Source organism: Streptomyces sp. NPDC054786 (genome assembly GCF_053611685.1).
On sequence record NZ_JBSHAW010000006.1, the window covers coordinates 87,960 to 104,084 of the forward strand.

General features: G+C 72.6%; 15 protein-coding genes. 9 read left to right on the forward strand and 6 right to left on the reverse strand.

The features are described 5' to 3' along the window. Positions 1–27 precede the first annotated feature (27 nt). Together ACWGI6_RS07275 and fabF are read left to right on the forward strand one after the other, a co-directional pair. Complete coding sequence (locus ACWGI6_RS07275; RefSeq protein WP_006605825.1) at positions 28–276, forward strand: acyl carrier protein; 249 nt, start codon at positions 28–30, stop codon at positions 274–276. 77 nt (positions 277–353) lie between these two features. After that, positions 354–1,619 (forward strand): beta-ketoacyl-ACP synthase II, encoded by a 1,266-nt coding sequence (gene fabF, locus ACWGI6_RS07280; RefSeq protein ID WP_453266578.1) that lies wholly within the window; start codon positions 354–356, stop codon positions 1,617–1,619. A 56-nt stretch (positions 1,620–1,675) separates the two neighbouring features. Here fabF and ACWGI6_RS07285 read toward each other — a convergent pair whose 3' ends face one another. Together ACWGI6_RS07285 and ACWGI6_RS07290 are read right to left on the reverse strand one after the other, a co-directional pair. Beyond that, positions 1,676–2,566, reverse strand: a complete 891-nt coding sequence (locus ACWGI6_RS07285) for an NAD(P)-dependent oxidoreductase (RefSeq protein ID WP_453266579.1) — start codon at positions 2,564–2,566, stop codon at positions 1,676–1,678. 71 nt (positions 2,567–2,637) lie between these two features. Beyond that, positions 2,638–3,132, reverse strand: coding sequence for a DUF3145 domain-containing protein (locus tag ACWGI6_RS07290; RefSeq protein WP_393905630.1), 495 nt, complete (start codon positions 3,130–3,132; stop codon positions 2,638–2,640). Between the two features lie 322 nt (positions 3,133–3,454). Between ACWGI6_RS07290 and ACWGI6_RS07295 the strand changes: the two genes are divergently transcribed. The 3 genes from ACWGI6_RS07295 to ACWGI6_RS07305 all read left to right on the forward strand — a co-directional run bounded on the left by ACWGI6_RS07295 (position 3,455) and on the right by ACWGI6_RS07305 (position 6,345). Then, on the forward strand, positions 3,455–4,357 hold the full coding sequence (locus ACWGI6_RS07295) for an SGNH/GDSL hydrolase family protein (protein ID WP_453266580.1): 903 nt from the start codon (positions 3,455–3,457) through the stop codon (positions 4,355–4,357). A gap of 120 nt (positions 4,358–4,477) precedes the next feature. Beyond that, positions 4,478–5,524 (forward strand): aldose epimerase family protein, encoded by a 1,047-nt coding sequence (locus ACWGI6_RS07300; RefSeq protein ID WP_453266581.1) that lies wholly within the window; start codon positions 4,478–4,480, stop codon positions 5,522–5,524. A gap of 122 nt (positions 5,525–5,646) precedes the next feature. Next, entirely contained in the window at positions 5,647–6,345 is a 699-nt protein-coding gene (locus ACWGI6_RS07305; protein ID WP_453266582.1) for a DUF4097 family beta strand repeat-containing protein, read from the forward strand. Between the two features lie 59 nt (positions 6,346–6,404). Here ACWGI6_RS07305 and ACWGI6_RS07310 read toward each other — a convergent pair whose 3' ends face one another. Next, a complete protein-coding gene (locus ACWGI6_RS07310) occupies positions 6,405–8,948 on the reverse strand; it encodes a beta-glucosidase (RefSeq protein WP_453266583.1) in 2,544 nt (847 codons plus the stop codon). 142 nt (positions 8,949–9,090) lie between these two features. Here ACWGI6_RS07310 and ACWGI6_RS07315 point away from each other — a divergent pair, with 142 nt between their 5' ends. Then, complete coding sequence (locus ACWGI6_RS07315) at positions 9,091–9,765, forward strand: TetR/AcrR family transcriptional regulator (RefSeq protein WP_453266584.1); 675 nt, start codon at positions 9,091–9,093, stop codon at positions 9,763–9,765. Between the two features lie 18 nt (positions 9,766–9,783). Here the strand turns inward: ACWGI6_RS07315 and ACWGI6_RS07320 are convergent, their stop codons facing one another. Beyond that, positions 9,784–10,332, reverse strand: a complete 549-nt coding sequence (locus ACWGI6_RS07320; protein ID WP_453266585.1) for an LppU/SCO3897 family protein — start codon at positions 10,330–10,332, stop codon at positions 9,784–9,786. 18 nt (positions 10,333–10,350) lie between these two features. On the opposite strand from ACWGI6_RS07320, the gene ACWGI6_RS07325 reads away from it, so the two are divergent. The 3 genes from ACWGI6_RS07325 (at position 10,351) to ACWGI6_RS07335 (ending at position 13,565) form a co-directional block, all read left to right on the forward strand. Then, entirely contained in the window at positions 10,351–10,650 is a 300-nt protein-coding gene (locus tag ACWGI6_RS07325; protein WP_453266586.1) for a hypothetical protein, read from the forward strand. 144 nt (positions 10,651–10,794) lie between these two features. Further along, complete coding sequence (locus ACWGI6_RS07330) at positions 10,795–12,087, forward strand: pyroglutamyl peptidase (protein ID WP_453266587.1); 1,293 nt, start codon at positions 10,795–10,797, stop codon at positions 12,085–12,087. Between the two features lie 77 nt (positions 12,088–12,164). Then, complete coding sequence (locus tag ACWGI6_RS07335; protein WP_453266588.1) at positions 12,165–13,565, forward strand: nitrilase-related carbon-nitrogen hydrolase; 1,401 nt, start codon at positions 12,165–12,167, stop codon at positions 13,563–13,565. 135 nt (positions 13,566–13,700) lie between these two features. Here the strand turns inward: ACWGI6_RS07335 and ACWGI6_RS07340 are convergent, their stop codons facing one another. Next, positions 13,701–14,858: a sensor histidine kinase gene (locus tag ACWGI6_RS07340; protein ID WP_453266589.1), complete on the reverse strand. Its 1,158-nt coding sequence runs from the start codon at positions 14,856–14,858 to the stop codon at positions 13,701–13,703. A gap of 321 nt (positions 14,859–15,179) precedes the next feature. Next, the gene (locus tag ACWGI6_RS07345) at positions 15,180–16,106 is read right to left on the reverse strand and encodes a ribokinase (protein WP_453266684.1); all 927 of its coding nucleotides are present in this window, start codon (positions 16,104–16,106) and stop codon (positions 15,180–15,182) included. Between the last annotated feature and the right edge of the window lie 19 nt (positions 16,107–16,125).

Below are 16,125 nucleotides of genomic sequence, written 5' to 3' on the forward strand. Positions count from 1 at the left end.
CCATAAAATGACCGAAGGAGCGCCATCATGGCCGCCACTCAGGAAGAGATCGTTGCCGGTCTCGCCGAGATCGTGAACGAGATCGCCGGGATCCCCACCGAGGACGTCCAGGTGGACAAGTCCTTCACCGACGACCTGGACGTTGACTCGCTGTCCATGGTCGAGGTCGTCGTCGCCGCCGAAGAGCGCTTCGACGTGAAGATCCCGGACGACGACGTCAAGAACCTCAAGACGGTCGGCGACGCGACCGACTACATCCTCAAGCACCAGAGCTGATCCAGCTCCTGCGCATGTCGCCACCCCGCGGTGGCGCCGTCGATTCAGACCCCTCTACCCGTGGAGTAAGAATTCCCGTGAACGCGACCAATCGCACCGTGGTCGTCACCGGTATCGGCGCAACCACACCGCTGGGTGGCGACAGCGCTTCGTCCTGGGAGGCAATGCTCGCCGGACGTTCCGGTGTCAGCACCCTCGAACAGGACTGGGCCGCCGAGCTGCCCGTCCGTATCGCCGGGCAGATCGCCGTCGAGCCGACCGAGATCATTCCGCGTCCGCAGGCCCGCAAGCTGGACCGCTCGGCGCAGTTCGCGCTCGTCGCGGCCCAGGAGGCCTGGAAGGACGCGGGCTTCACCGCCAAGGCGGGGGAGGACACGTCGGTCAACCCCGACCGTCTGGGCGCCGTCATCGCCTCCGGCATCGGCGGCGTGACGACCCTGCTCGACCAGTACGACGTGCTCAAGGAGAAGGGCGTACGCCGCGTCTCCCCGCACACCGTGCCGATGCTGATGCCGAACTCGCCGTCCGCCAATGTCGGCATCGAGTTCAACGCCCGCGCCGGTGTGCACACGCCGGTCTCGGCGTGTGCGTCGGGCGCCGAGGCCATCGGCTACGCGATCGAGATGATCCGCTCGGGCCGCGCCGACGTCGTCGTCGCGGGTGGCACGGAGGCCGCCATCCACCCGCTGCCGATCGTGGCGTTCGGCAACATGATGGCGATGTCCAAGAACAACGACGACCCGCAGGGCGCCTCCCGCCCCTGGGACGTCGACCGCAACGGCTTCGTGCTCGGCGAGGGCGCCGGCGTGATCATCCTGGAGTCCGAGGAGCACGCCAAGGCCCGCGGCGCCACGATCTACGCGGAGGCGATCGGCCAGGGCATCTCTGCCGACGCCCACCACATCACGCAGCCCGAGCCGTCCGGCAACGGCATCGCGGCGGCGCTGCAGAACCTGCTGGACAACACCGGCCTCCAGCCCGCCGAGATCGTGCATGTGAACGCGCACGCGACGTCGACGCCGGCCGGTGACGTCGGTGAGCTCAGGGCACTGCGCAAGGCGTTCGGCGACGACGTCGACCACATGGCCATCACCAGCACGAAGTCGATGACCGGCCACCTCCTGGGCGGCGCGGGCGGTATCGAGACGGTGGCCACGGTCCTCGCGCTCAAGAACCGGATCGCCCCGCCGACGATCAACATCGACCAGCTCGACCCGGAGGCCGACGCGGACATCGTCCGCGGCGAGCCGCGCAAGCTGCCCGCCGAGGGCCGGATCGCGGCCCTGAACGACTCGTTCGGCTTCGGCGGCCACAACGTGGTCCTGGCCTTCCGGACGGTCTGACACGCATCGACAGGGCCCGCCCGGTGATACGTCACCGGGCGGGCCCTGTGCATGTCTCAGCCGCCGAAGCTGGCGAAGTACGCGGCCGCCGCGTCCTCTTCGCCGTGGCCCTGCCCCTCGGCCCGGCGCAGGCGTTCCGCGGCCGCCGCCGCCAGGTCCATCCGTACACCGGCGTCCTGGGCGGCTTCCAGGATGAGCCGGGCGTCCTTGCGTGCCGCGGACACCGTGAAGCTCGGGGCGTAGTTCTCGGACAGGATCACCTCGGATTTCAGCCGTAGATACGGCATGTCGAGCGCCCCGCCGGCGACCGCGTCGAGGAAGTCGCGCGGGTCCACGCCGAGCGCCTTGGCGAGCGCGACGGACTCACCCGTACCGTTGATGACCGTCAGCACCCAGTTGTTGACGACGAGCTTGAGACGGCTGGCGGCGCCGCTCGCGCCGTCGTCACCGACCCACAGGGTCCGGCTCCCGACGCTGCCGAAAACGCGCTCCGCGCGCTCGCGGACGTCCTGGGGGCCGGCCGCCAGGATCGTCAAGTCCCCCTTCTCCGCGGGCGCCTTGGTACCCAGCACGGGGGCGTCCACGAACCGCAGGTGGTGCTCGTCGGCGAACCGGACGAGCGACGCGAGGCCTTCGGTGCCCACCGTGCTCATCTGGAGCCACAGGGCACCGGCCGGCAGCGCGTCGGCGGCCTGCCGGACCGCGTGCAGGACGGCCTCCCCGTCGAGCAGCATCGTGAGGACGACGTCGGCGCCGTCCACCGCCTCGGCGGGAGTCCCGGTGACACGGATCCCGTCGGCGGCCAGCGGCTCGGCCCTGGCGCGCGTGCGGTTCCAGGCGCGGACGTCGAGACCGGCCCTGGCGAGGTTGCGGGCCATCGCCGCACCCATGATTCCGGTGCCGAGCACCGCTACTGAAAGAGCGTCGGGAGAGTTGTTGTCGGCCATGAAGGCACGCTAGGCCGTGGAGCGGACTCCAGGGCAACTGCTGCCGCGTGTCGGGGCGGTCCCCCGGCGGCCTAGACGACCTGGTGGAGCCAGCGGACCGGGGCGCCCTCGCCGGCGTACCGGAACGGCTCCAGTTCGTCGTCCCAGGGCTTGCCGAGGAGCTTGTCGACCTCGGCGGCCAGCTCGGTCTCGCCGCGCGCCGAGCGGGCGACCGCGGCGCGCAGCCGGTCCTCGGGGATGAGGATGTCGCCGTGGATGCCCGTGACGGCATGGAAGATGCCCAGGTCGGGGGTGGAGCTGTAGCGCTCGCCCTCGGCGGTGGAGCAGGGTTCCGCGGTCACTTCGAAGCGCAGCAGATGCCAGCCGCGCAGCGCGGAGGCCAGCTTGGAGGCCGTGCCGGCCTCGCCCTGCCACGAGAACTCGGCTCTCCAGGTGCCCGGGGACGCCGGTTGGCGGATCCAGTCGAGATTGACGCGCACACCGAGGACGCCCGCCACGGCCCATTCGACGTGCGGGCACAGCGCGCGAGGAGCGGAGTGGATGTACAGAACTCCACGTGTCGTCACCGGACCTCCAGTGCGGTTCGAGGTTCGCCTTCCCCAGCGGCCTCGTGCCCGTTCCGGTTGCGGCCGGGACAGTTGTCATTCTGCCCCAGTGGTCACTTCGGCACCAGCATGCTGGTGACCTACAGTAAACACCATTAGGCGGAATTTGCCGCAAAAGGGACAGGAAATGACGTGATGTAATTTGTCTGTGCCGACTGCACTTGCCACGTTGGGTCACCGCCCGGAAGGCACGGGGCAAAGCTACCGCGCGGTGCCCGTCGAGGGAGTGACGTACCGTCGGTACCCGAAGAGATATCACTCGCACGCCGGACGGGGACAGGGGATGACGCAGATCGATCGGCCTGTTCGCCCCCGGCGCATCCGCTTCGGTCTCCGCTCCTCACGCACCGTCGCCACCGCGTTCGCGCTGGTGATCGCCCTCACCGCCTGTAGCGGCGACGGCGGCTCGGGGCGGCACCCGGACAAGCGGCACGTCAAGCCGGCGCCCGTATGGCACACCGACCCCCGCTCGATCGCGGCGCTCGGTGACTCGATCACCGTCGGCTTCGACGCCTGCACGCTGCTCTCCGACTGCCCCCAGGCCTCCTGGGCCACCGGCACCGACCCCAAGGTCGACAGCCTCGCCCGACGGCTGGTCAAACACCCGGCCACACACAGCTGGAACTTCGCCAGGACCGGTGCGCTGATGAGCGAACTGCCGGACCAGATCACCGAGGCCGTCGAGCGCAGACCCGAACTGGTGACGGTCCTGATCGGCGCCAATGACGCCTGCCGGCGCGACGTCGGGACGATGACCCCGAAGGACGCCTTCCGCGCCGACTTCGTGCGCTCCATGACACATCTGCGGCGCGCCCTGCCGCACACCCAGGTGTATGTCGCGGCGGTGCCGGATCTGCTGCGGCTGTGGTCCGAGGGGCGCAAGAACCCACTCGGCAAGCAGGTGTGGAAGCTGGGCATCTGCGGGGCCATGCTGCGCGATCCGGACGATCTGACGAAGGCGGCGCAGGACCGCCGGGCGACGGTGCGGAAGCAGGTGATGGCCTACAACTCGGCGCTGGCCGAGGTGTGCGGCAAGGATCCGCTGTGCCGCTTCGACAAGTCGGTCTTCGACTACCGCTTCACGGGCCGCCAGTTGAGCGCCTGGGACTGGTTCCACCCGGGCACCCGCGGCCAGAAGGAGCTGGCGGCGATGGCGTTCCGCGCGATCACCCGGCCACGGCCGTAGGGGCTGTCCGCACGGTCCCGCCAGGCTCTCCTGGCGTACGACGGGACGGTGCGGACACCCCCGCACCTGCGCGCGGTCCCCGGACGGTGGGCAACGGGCAGCGGGCATAGGCTCACGCGCATGAAGACGCAGGTCAGCAGGGAACCCTTCGGCACGCTGGACGACGGCACCCGCGTCGACCGCTGGACCCTGGATGCGGGGCCGGACGGGCTACGCGTCCGCATCCTCACGTACGGCGGGATCGTCCAGACGGTGGAGGCGCCGGACCGGAACGGGGCGAGGGGGCAGCTGGCGCTGGGCTTCGCCGACCTCGCGTCGTATGCCGCGCACGGCGGGTCGCACTTCGGCGCGCTGGTCGGGCGTTACGCGAACCGGATCGCCGGGGCGTCCTTCGCGCTCGACGGCAGGACCCACGCGCTGACGCCGAACGACGGGCGCCACAGTCTGCACGGCGGGCCGGGCGGCTTCTCCAAGGTGGTGTGGGACGCCCGGGAGGCCGACGGTGGTGTGCAGCTGCACCGGGTCAGCCCGGAGGGTGAGGAAGGCTTCCCCGGCGCCCTGGACGTGCGCGTGACGTACACCCTCTCCGAGGGCGGCGCGCTGCGTATCGTCTCGCGCGCGACGACCGACGCACCGACCGTCGTCAACCTCACCAACCACACGTACCTCAATCTGGGCGGTGACGGCAGCGGCAGCGCCGCCGGTCATGAACTGCGGCTGGCGGCGTCCCGCTACACGCCCGTCGACGACACCGGCATTCCGGTGCCCGGCGCGCCCGCCGATGTCACCGGTACCCGCTTCGACTTCCGGGCGGCGCGCGCGGTGGCGGGGGCGTACGACCACAACTTCGCGCTGGACGGGGGTGTGTGCGAGGCGCCGCGGACGGTCGCGGAGCTGTACGACCCGCGCTCCAGCCGATTCCTGGAGCTGGCCACCACCGAGCCCGGTCTGCAGCTCTACACCGCAGGCCACCTCGACGGCACCCTGACCGGCAGCTCGGGCGTCCCCTACGGCCCGGCGGCCGGTCTCGCCCTGGAGACCCAGCACTTTCCCGACTCCCCGAACCGCCCGGACTTCCCCAGCACGGTGCTGCGGCCCGGCGAGGGCTATCGGTCGGAGACCGTGTACGCGTTCTCGGTGCGGCCGCGGAGTGCGGGAACCCCCTAAGGGCGGCGGGCGGACAAGGTCATCCTGCGCGGGGACGCCGCGGAGCGACGGAGAAGGAACGATGAGCAGTGACCGGATCTCCGGTCCCTTCGTCCGTTGCCTGCCTCGGGAGAGCTCTCACCATGGCCCGCCTCCGTATTCCCCATCTCGTGCTGTCCTGTGCGGCGTTGACCGTGCTGACGACCGGCTGCTCGCTGTCGGGTCACGGCCCGACGAAGGAGGCGGAGCGGACGTACTCCGTGCACGGGAAGGTCACCGCGCTCTCGGTGACGACGCACGGCGGGAACATCGAGGTCGTGCCGGTCGACGCCGGCGGGTCGGTCAAGGTGACGGAGAAGTATGTGTACAACGAGCGGAAGCCGGCCCCCGAGCACGGGGTCAAGGGCGGCCGGCTGACGCTCAAGGCCGAGGACTGCGGCATGGGGCGCAAGTGCGACGTGGGCTACCGGGTCCTGCTGCCGCGCGACGCCTCGGTCGATCTGCGCAGCAGCGGCGGGGACATCACCGTGCACGGCGCCGCGGGCGGGATCGCCGCGGAGACCAGCGGCGGCAATATCACCGTCGCCGACTCCACGGCCCGCACGGCGAAGGCGAGGACCAGCGGCGGAAATGTGGACCTCGCGCTGTCCACGGCACCCGATCAGGTGTCGGGCCGGACCAGCGGAGGCGATGTCACCATCCGCCTCCCGAAGGGCTCGTATGCGGTGGACGCCTCGACGAGCGGCGGCAACCGCAAGGTCTCCGTCCCGGCGGACGAGGGCTCCGCGCACAAGGTGACGGCACGATCGAGCGGCGGTGATGTGTCGGTGGTTCCCTCATGAGGGGGCACCGGGGGCACCGGGGGCGTCCGCGCGCGGGAGCGCCCCCGTCCCCCGTCATGTCAGCCGACGGTGACCTCCGCCGCCAGCCTGCGGTCGTCGACGCTGTGCGCCGCCTCGACGAGGTAGACGCCCTTGACCCGGCGCCAGCCGCCGTCCTCCGCTTCCCCGCCGTCCCCCGCCTCCCAGACCGCGAAGGCCCGGTCCGGCAGCGGGATCTCGGCCTCGGCGCTCTCCCCGGGACCGGCCTCGACGACGGCGAAGCCGGCCAGCCAGCGGGCCGGGCGCTCCGGAGCATCAGGGGCGGCGTCCGCAGTGGGCGCCAGATAGAGCTGGACCACCTCGCGGCCGGGCCGGTCGCCCGCGTTGCGCACCCGCACCCGCACCGAGTCGGGGGTGGTGTCCAGCGACTCGTACTCCCAGTCGGTGTAGCCGAGTCCGTGGCCGAAGGGGTAAGCGGGCGCGGGAGCGGACCGCTGCCAGGCGCGATAGCCGATGTACACCCCCTCGGAGTAGGCGAGTTGGCCGCCGGTCGGGGTGACGGTGGTGACCGGGGCGTCGCCGAGCCGGGCCGGCCAGGTGGTGGGGAGCCGGCCGCCCGGTTCATGATCACCGAGCAGGACATCGGCCAGCGCCGCACCGGCCTCCTGGCCGGGGAACCAGCTCAGCAGCACGGCGGGGACCTGCGCGCGCCACGGAAGCTCGACCGGGGAACCGGAGTTGACGACCACGACGGTGTGCGGATTGGCGGCGGCGACCCGGGTGACCAGCTCGTCCTGACGGCCGGGCAGCCGCAGTTCGCTGCGGTCGAAGCCCTCGGACTCGACCTCTTCGGTGGTGGCGACGACCACGACCGCGACATCGGCGGCGGCCGCGGCGCGGACCGCCTCCGCGATCTCCGCATCGGCGTCGAGCTCAGGCTCGCTGTGGCCGAGGGCGAAGTTCAGCCCGTTCAGGCCCTCGCCCAGGTCCGGGCCGCCCGGCACGAACCGCAGGGTGACCTCGACGCTCTCGCCCGCCGTCAGCTCCGCCGTCATCCGCCGCTCCACGGGGTGCATGAACGCCTCGAAGGGGTCGTTGCCCTCGGGCGCGCAACGGCCGTCGAAGAGGACCGCACCGCCGACGGTCAGCCGCAGCTCGCCGGTGCCGGAGACCGCGAGGGTGTGGCTGCCGGTGATCCGCGGGGCGCAGCTGCCGGTCAGCTCGACGGCGCCCAGGGTCTGCCGGGTGACGCCCTCGGGGAAGCGGTCCATCACCCGCACCCTGCCGTCGAACTGCGGCGTCTCCGCGAGCACTTGGCCGTCGGCGGCCAGGTAGCGGGCGCGCAGCGTGAAGCCCTCACGGGCGTGCGGGACCCGGGTGCGCGGCTCGGCGCCGACCGCGTAGGTGACCTCGACCTCGTCGGGGAGCGCGGCGCGCAGCCCCTCCAGCGGGGAGACGACCGCGTCGGGGAAGACCGTCGCGGACCCGCCGCCGAGCACCCGGGCATCGCGGGCGGCCGCCCCGATGACGGCGACCCTGCGGACCGCGGCGGCATTGATCGGCAGCGCCCGCCGCGCCCCGGCCACCGGCTCGTTGCGCAGCAGGACACACGCGCGCCGGGCGATCTCGCGGGCCACCGCCCGGCCGTCGATCCCCTGCGGGACAGCGGCCGGATCGACCGCGGCAGGCACCCCTTCCAGGCATCCGGTACGCGCGGCGAGCAGCAGCACCCTGCGCACCGCGTCGTCCACCTCCGACTCGGCCACCTCACCCGCACGGACGACCTCGGCGAGCGGCGCGCCGTAGACCGTACGGGGCCCCGGCATCGCCACGTCCAGGCCGCCGCGCAGGGCGCGCACGGTGTGGCGGGCGGCCGTCCAGTCGGAGACGGTGACGCCGTCGAAGCCCCATTCGCCGCGCAGAACGTCCTGCACGAGAGCGCGGTGTTCGGTCATCGTCGAGCCGTTGACCTGGTTGTAGGCGGTCATGACGCCCCAGGGGCGGGCGTGTTCGACGATGTGCTCGAAGGGCGCGAGATAGAGCTCGCGCAGCGGGCGCGGGGCGATGTGGTTGTCGACCGTGAGCCGGTCGGTCTCGGCGTCATTGCCCACGAAGTGCTTGACCGTCGTACCGACGCCGCCTTCCTGCACACCGCGCACATACCCGGCGCCGATCACGCCGGTGAGCAGCGGGTCCTCGGCGTAGCACTCGAAGTGGCGGCCGCCGAGCGGTGAGCGGTGGAGGTTGACGGTCGGTGCGAGGAGTACGTGCACGCCCTTGCGGCGGGCTTCCTGGGCGAGGAGGTGGCCGGCCCGGCGGGCGAGGGCGGGGTCCCAGGTGGCGGCCAGCGCGGTGGGGCTGGGCAGCGCGACCGAGGGGTCCTCGGCGTTCCACTCCTCGCCCCGCACACCGACCGGGCCGTCCGACATCACCAGCGAGCGCAGCCCGATCGCGGGCACGGCCGGCAGGGTCCACATGTCCTGGCCGGACAGCAGCCGGACCTTGGTGTCGAGGTCGAGCGCGGCGAGCGCCCGCTCCACCACTGCGGTGTAGTCATGCCCGTGGCCACGGACATGGTGGCGGGCGTCGGCATCGGTGGGATGGTGGGGCTGGGCGTCGGTCATGCGGCTCTCCGGTGCTCCCTGAATGGACGTGCGGGCCCCCCTTGCCGGGATTCTTGCCGCCCCACCTCCCGCCCGGTAGGCGTCGTTACTTTTCCGTTACATCAGTCGTACGGGATCTCCACGCGAGGGTTACGCTCGGCCGGTGACTGCACCAGACCAGCACGGACCCCGCCACGGCGGCGGGGCGGGCGCCCGGCGGGGCGGCGGCGGGCGGGAGGCCCAGCGCGCGGAGCGGCGCGAGGCCCTCCTGCAGGCCGCCATGGAGCTCATCGCCGAACGCGGCTACCGCCGTACCTCACTCGCCGCCGTCGCCGAGCGCGCCGGACTGACCCAGCAGGGGCTGCTGCACCACTTCCCGACGAAGGAACTGCTGCTGGTCGGCGTGCTGGAGGCGCGCGACCGCTGGGATCTGGCCTCGGCCGCCGCGGCGTCCGGCACCTGGCGCACCGATGCCCTCGCCCAGCTCGTCGACTACAACGCCACCCGCCCCGGCATCGTCCAGACCTACACGGTGCTGTCCGCGGACAGCGTCACCGAGGACCACCCCGCCCGCGCCTTCTTCGAGTCCCGTTTCCGCGCCGTACGGGCCTCGATGACCGAGGCGCTGCGGGCCGAGTGCGGCGACACGCTGCCCGGCGGTCTGACCCCGGAGCGGGCGGCGCCGCTGCTGGCCGCCGTGATGGACGGACTGCAACTGCAGTGGCTGCTGGACCCGGAGGAGGTGGACATGCCGACTGCGTTCCGGGACTTCCTGGCGCTGCTCGGACGGGGAGCGGGACCGGGCGCCGGGTCCGGCGAGGAGCCGGACGAGGACTGATCCGCCACCCCTGCGCCCCTACCGGGCCGGAGCGAGGCAGGAAACCGTCGCCTTGTCCGGGCTGTACTCCAGGTCGGCGAGCATCTCACCGTCGGCGCACTGGTCCTTCGAGCTGTCGAGCCTGCGGGTCACCTTGTACTTCGCGTCGGCCGAACCGCAGTCCACGACCTCCAGATCCTGGTCCTGCCAGTCACCGTCGTTGCGTACGCAGTCACCGACGGCGAGGGTGGGCACCTTCCCGATACCGGCGCCCTCGATGAACACGCCGCCTACGAACAGGACCGGAATCGCCACGACCGCGAGGGCCATCGGCACCAGGAACAGCATCGCGGCCGGCCGGCGCAGCAGCGACTTGCCCGGGTCGAGCGAGGGCCTGAAGCCGCCTACGGGGGGCGCCAGTTTGCGGAATCGGCCCCGGGGGCCGAGGTTCATCAGCAGGGTGAGCGGGGTGATGGCCACGGACAGCGGGCTCCACCAGCCCTGCCACAGCGTCTTCGCGGACATTTCACGGTAGACGGCCAGCCCGCAGGAGCGGCAGAACATTCCGCTGCGGCTGAGGAACCGCATCAGAATGAGGATGCCCTGATGCCCGCGCACGGTGGCCTGCACGGCGGGCTGAGCACCGCAGAACTGACAGCCCGGGGCGCCGGCGTACGGCTGCGGGTGCTGATGTGGGTGTGGGTGCTGCTGGGCGTACGGGTACGGGGCCTGGGCCGGGTATCCCGGCTGCGGGGCATACGGGCCGGCAGGCTGGTGCGGGGCGGCACCGGGCGGCTGGTGCGGAGGGGCACCGGCGGACTGTTGCGGGTAGGGCCCCGCAGGCGGTTGGGCGTACGGGTACGGGCCGTGTGGTGGTGGCGGGGTGGCCACAGAGAATCCCCCTGAGTCTCGTGGATATCGCCGGACGCGGTGGTGGACCGGATCGACCAGAAACCCTATCCGCGGTCGACCGTCGGACAAGGGGCAGGGCACCGGGGTAGCGGCCCGCCCCTCTACCGTCCCGCCGCGCGCACCGCTTTACTCGCCCCCATGAGACGCATACGTACCAGGATGGGCGCGCTGGGTGTCGCGCTGCTGGCCGCCGCACCGCTGTCCCTGACGGCGCCGGCCACCGCGGCCGCTCCGGCGGATGTCACGGTGGAGGAGGGGCGGCTGACGCAGACCGCGCCGCAGGAGATCCTGCGGCGCAGCGGATTCGACGCGGTGGAGCGGGAGTTCGGGCGCGGGCTGGCGCGGGTGACCACCTACGGGGAAGCCCGGCGCTATGCCGCGGACGAGGGGCGTGCGCTGTGGCGGCGGGCCGTGGACCGGGCGCAGGGGCGCGGGCCCGACGGCGGCGATCTGAGCCGGGACGACGACCGGCCGCTCTACTGGGCGCGGCTGGGGATGACCAGGCAACTGCGCCAGTGGCAGCCCGACTTCGCGCTCACGGAGTCCGGGCGCCGCGTCCTCCTCGGCTCGTTGGAGCGGGGCTCGCGCGGTCAGGACTCCGTCGAACTGCCCGCGGGCAAGCACGTACTGCGGATCGTGGTGACCGGGTTCGACCCGTTCCAGCTGGACGCCGATGCACGGCGCAGCAATCCGTCGGGGGCGGCGGCGCTCGCGCTGGACGGGACGACGGTGCGCACCTCCTCGGGGCAGCCGGCCCGGATCGAGACCGCGGTCTTCCCCGTACGGTGGGCCGACTTCGCGGACGGCACGGTCGAGCGCACGCTGCTGCCGCACTTCCGGCGCGGGCCGCGGCAGGCCGACCTGTTCACGACGATCAGCCAGGGGAGGCCCGGCCGGTTCGACGTCGAGCGGACCAACGGGGCCTGGCGGGGCGGCTATCCGGACAATGCACGGGAATCCCGTACGGAGACCGTGCCGATTCCGGCGGGGGTGCCGACCGTGCGGCCGCAGCCGCAGTGGACGACCACCAGCCTGCCGTACGCCCGGATCGTGGCGGCCGGGACCGGGCCCTTCCCCGTGGTCGACCACACCGAGGTCACGGAGATCCCGGCGGGCGGCACCGAGCCGGTCGACCGGCCGGACGGCCCGACTCCCGGGTCCACGGCCCGTGCCGGGGGTGGCGGTGACTATCTGTCCAACGAGATCGCCTATCGGGCGACCCTGCTGAGGGACGCGGTGCGCCCGGCGCTCCCTGGCGGGCATCTGCACACCCCGGTGCTGGAGTTCGGACCCGGCAACACGGACCCGGCGCACGGCCGGGTCACCGACCCGGACTTCGTACAGCACCGGGTCGCGATCACCGGGCAGGTACGGGCGATCGTGACGGTGGCGGCATCGGAGGCCGCGGCGGCGAGGGACGCCCGGGGGTAGGGACGCCCTGGTCGCGGGCGGTGCCGGCGCGGCGTAAAGCCGCCCGGACCGCCCGTGCCGCCGGGCATCATGGGTGAATGATCATTGCTGCCGCACAATTCATGCCGGTCCCGGGCGAGATCGAGGCCAATGCGGCGCGGATGGCCGCGCTCATTGCCGAGGCCGCCGAACGCGGGGCGGGTCTGGTGGTGTTCTCCGAACTCGCGCTGACGCACTACGACCTGCAGCTGATAGCCGCCGATCCGACCGGCATGACGGTCACGGAGGACGATGCCCGGCTGGCCCCCGTCCGCGAGGCGTGCCGGGCCACGGGGGTCGCGGCGGTGGTGAACGCGGCGGGCCGCGCCGCCGGTGACGGGGGCCGGCCGACGATCTCCTCGTTCGTCCTCGGACCGGACGGCGCGCTGCTCACCCGCTACGACAAGGTCCATCTGTTCGGGGGCGAAGGGGAGGACGAGAGCGCGCTCTTCGCACCGGGCAGCGCCGACGGCCGCTTCACCCTGGGCGGGATCCGGTTCGCGCTCGCCATCTGCTTCGACAACAGCTTCCCCGAGGTGCCGGCGCGGGCCGCCGCGGACGGCTGCCGGGTGTATCTCGCCAGCTCCTTCCACGACTCGGCGCAGCGGGTGGCGCAGTACGGGCAACTGGCGCGGGAGCACGGGCTGCAGGTGCTGCTCGCCAACGGCGCGGGGACCGGGCACTCCGGTGCGGGGTGCGGCCTCAGCGGCGTCTGGCTGCCGTCCGGCGAGCGGGTGGCGGCGGCTGCCGAGTGGACCGTTCCGGGGGACGGTGCGGAGCTGGTGCTGAGCGATGTCCGCGACCGGATCACGCTGATGGCGGACCCGGCGGTGGCCGCGGTCCCCGTCCGGGAGTGCGGGGAGCCGCTGCGGGACGTGCGGACCGCGGCGCCCGAGCTGCTGGTGGCCGAGCACCGCTACGACGCCCGGGGCGCCTTCGCGCAGCTGCGCGAAGGGGTGCTGCAACGGCTGCTGGCGGCGCAGCAGGCACTGCCGGACGGGCTGCGGCTGCGGATCGTCGAGGGCTATCGGCCGCCCGGGCTGCAGCGCCGCTACTTCGAGGAGTACACGGACGAGCTGCGCGCCTCGCACCCCGGCTGGGAGGCCGGGCGTATCCACCGGGCCGCCAGCCGCTATGTGTCGCCGCCCGAGATCGCACCGCACAGCGCGGGCGGCGCGGTGGATCTCACCCTCGTCACCGCGGAGGGGGAAGAGGTCGACATGGGGACACCGATCAATGCCTCCCCCGAGGAGAGCAACGGCGCCTGCTACACGGGCGCGCCGGATCTGACGCCCGCCGCCCGCGCCAACCGGCGGGTGCTGAACACCGCGCTGACCGCCGCCGGGCTGGTCAACTACCCGACCGAGTGGTGGCACTGGTCCTACGGCGACCGCTACTGGGCACTGGCGACGGGCGCGGACCACGCGCTGTACGGACCGAAGGAGCTGGACGAGCGGTGATGCTCCCCGGCGCCACCACCTGCCCCGTCCGCTGAGGCCTGGCGTGCCGGGAGGCCGTGGTGGGCGCGGTGGGCGACGGGTGGCCGCGGGGGTGCCGGTGGCCGCCGGGGGCGGCGGTCCTGCGGGGCGTCGCGTCTACAACGGCAGCACGACCCGCATCCGCAGGCCGCCGCTCTCGCGGGGCTCGGCCGTGATGGTGCCGTCGTGCGCGCGCACGACCGAGCGCACGATGGACAGACCCAGGCCCACGCCCTTGTCGCTGCCGGTGCGCTCGGTGCGCAGCCGCCGGAACGGCTCGAAGAGGTTCTCCACCTCGTAGGCGGGCACCACCGGACCGGTATTGGCGACCACCAGGACCGCACAGCCGGGCTGCGGCTCCGTGGTGACCTCCACCCAGCCGTCGTCGGGGAGGTTGTAACGGACCGCGTTCTGCACCAGATTCAGCGCGATCCGCTCCAGCAGCACCCCGTTGCCCTGCACGACCGCCTGCTGACGGTCCCCGCGCAGCTCCACGCCCCTGGCCTGGGCCTCCTCGCGGGTCTGGTCGACGGCCTGGGACGCGACCTCGGACAGGTCGACCGGCTTCTTGTCAACGACCTTGTTCTCGCTGCGGGCGAGCAGCAGCAGGCCCTCCACCAGCTGCTCGCTGCGCTCGTTCGTCGCCAGCAGCGTCTTGCCGAGCTGCGCGAGCTCGGGGGACGCCTCCGGATCGGCGAGCTGGACCTCCAGCAGCGTGCGGTTGATCGCCAGCGGCGTCCGCAGCTCGTGCGAAGCATTGGCGACGAACCGCCGCTGCGACTCGAAGGCCCGGTCCAGCCGGTCCAGCATCTCGTCGAAGGTGTCGGCGAGCTCCTTGAGCTCGTCGTCCGGCCCGCCCAGCTCGATCCGGCGGTGCAGATCGGAGCCGGCCACCCGCTGGGCGGTACGCGTGATCCGCCCCAGCGGCGACAGCACCCGACCCGCCATCGCATAGCCGAAGGCGAAGGCGATGACCGTCAGGCCCACCAGAGCCGTCAGGGAGCGGTTCAGGAAGGTGTGCAGCGCCAGTGCGCGCTGATCGCGGATGCAGTGGCCGATGGCCTCATTGATCTGGTGGGCCGTGCCGACCGACGGCAGGTCGGGACAGCTGATATTGCCCAGCCTGACGTTGCTGCCGAAGACCCTGAACTCCGGGGTCCCCTCCTTGAGGGTGTTGGCCGCCAGAATGTAGATGATCGTGAGCAGCACGACCCCCGCCATCAGGAACATGCCGCCGTACAGCAGCGCGAGCCTTATCCGGATGGTCGGCCGCAACCACGGCACTTGACGGTGGTGCTGCCGGGGACTCCAGGCGGGCTGCGGAGCTGCCGTCACCGGCGCGGGCGACCGGGAGGAGAGTGCCACCGCGCTCAGCCCCGGGGCCCCGGTGACGCGGGCACGGCGACCGATACCGGGACGAGGGGTGAGCGCACTGCTGGTCCTTCCTCAGATACCGCAAGGCACACGACAGTTGCCTCACAGCACCCATCCTGCCCAAAGGACCCATAAACCGGCAGTAAGGAACGGATCACCTCCCGGCCCGGCCCGGCCCCTCGCCACGCCGGGTCGCCGGGTCGCCGGGTCGCCGGACGGGCCTCAGCCCTGCGGCAGCTCGGGCGCCAGTACCTCCAGTTCCGCCCGGGTCGGATAGGACGGCTGGGCACCCGGCTTGGTGACGGCCGCGGCGCCCACCCGTACGGCGAAGCGCGCCGCCTCGGGCAGCGCGTCGCCGCGGGCCAGACGGGTGGCGAGGGCACCCGTGAAGGCGTCGCCGGCGCCGGTGGTGTCCACGGCCTTGACCCGTACGCCCGGGACGGCTGTGGCTCCCGAGGCGTCCAGGACCAGCGCGCCGTCGCCGCCGAGGGTGACCACGACGGAGCGGGCGCCCCGGTCGCGCAGTGCCTGCGCCCACTCGGCGGGCGTGCCGTCGGCCAGCCCGGAGAGCTGCCGCGCCTCGTGCTCGTTGACCACCAACGGGTCGGCCACCGCGAGGAGTTCGGGGGCCAGCGCACCCGCCTCGGGGGCCGGGGAGGGGTTGAGGACGACGCGGGTGCCGGCCTGCTCGGCGGCCGTCGCGGCGGCCCGTACGGACTCCATGGGGATCTCCAGCTGGAGGGAGACCACCGAGGCGGCGGCAAAGGTGTCCTTCGCCGCCACCACGTCCTGCGGGGTGAGGGCGGCGTTGGCGCCGGGCGAGACCACGATGCTGTTGTCGCCGTCCGGGTCGACGATGATCATTGCGGTGCCGGTGCGGGCGGCGTCGTCCACGATCACCGGTGTGACATCGGTGCCCGCGTCGTGCTGGGCGCTCAGCAGCAGTGCGCCGTACGCATCGCCGCCGATCCGCGCCAGCAGCGCGGTGCGCCCGCCGATCCGGGCCGCGGCGGCCGCCTGGTTGGCGCCCTTGCCGCCGGCCGACTCGACCAGGTCGGTGCCGGTCACGGTCTCGCCCGGGCCGGGCCGCCGTCCGACCCGTACCGTCAGATCCGCGTTGGCCGAGCCGACCACCAGGACGTCATACATGCGCCGCTCTCCCATTTTT

Excerpts from the sequence above, each read along its gene's own strand:
- ACWGI6_RS07325 (WP_453266586.1), top strand. The coding sequence starts at position 10,351 with ATGCCCGCGCACGGTGGCCTGCACGGCGGGCTGAGCACCGCAGAACTG.
- ACWGI6_RS07335 (WP_453266588.1), top strand. The coding sequence starts at position 12,165 with ATGATCATTGCTGCCGCACAATTCATGCCGGTCCCGGGCGAGATCGAG.
- ACWGI6_RS07305 (WP_453266582.1), top strand. The coding sequence starts at position 5,647 with ATGGCCCGCCTCCGTATTCCCCATCTCGTGCTGTCCTGTGCGGCGTTG.
- ACWGI6_RS07295 (WP_453266580.1), top strand. The coding sequence starts at position 3,455 with ATGACGCAGATCGATCGGCCTGTTCGCCCCCGGCGCATCCGCTTCGGT.
- ACWGI6_RS07275 (WP_006605825.1), top strand. The coding sequence starts at position 28 with ATGGCCGCCACTCAGGAAGAGATCGTTGCCGGTCTCGCCGAGATCGTG.
- ACWGI6_RS07330 (WP_453266587.1), top strand. The coding sequence starts at position 10,795 with ATGAGACGCATACGTACCAGGATGGGCGCGCTGGGTGTCGCGCTGCTG.
- ACWGI6_RS07320 (WP_453266585.1), bottom strand. The coding sequence starts at position 10,332 with ATGCGGTTCCTCAGCCGCAGCGGAATGTTCTGCCGCTCCTGCGGGCTG.
- ACWGI6_RS07310 (WP_453266583.1), bottom strand. The coding sequence starts at position 8,948 with ATGACCGACGCCCAGCCCCACCATCCCACCGATGCCGACGCCCGCCAC.
- ACWGI6_RS07300 (WP_453266581.1), top strand. The coding sequence starts at position 4,478 with ATGAAGACGCAGGTCAGCAGGGAACCCTTCGGCACGCTGGACGACGGC.
- ACWGI6_RS07345 (WP_453266684.1), bottom strand. The coding sequence starts at position 16,106 with ATGTATGACGTCCTGGTGGTCGGCTCGGCCAACGCGGATCTGACGGTA.
- ACWGI6_RS07285 (WP_453266579.1), bottom strand. The coding sequence starts at position 2,566 with ATGGCCGACAACAACTCTCCCGACGCTCTTTCAGTAGCGGTGCTCGGC.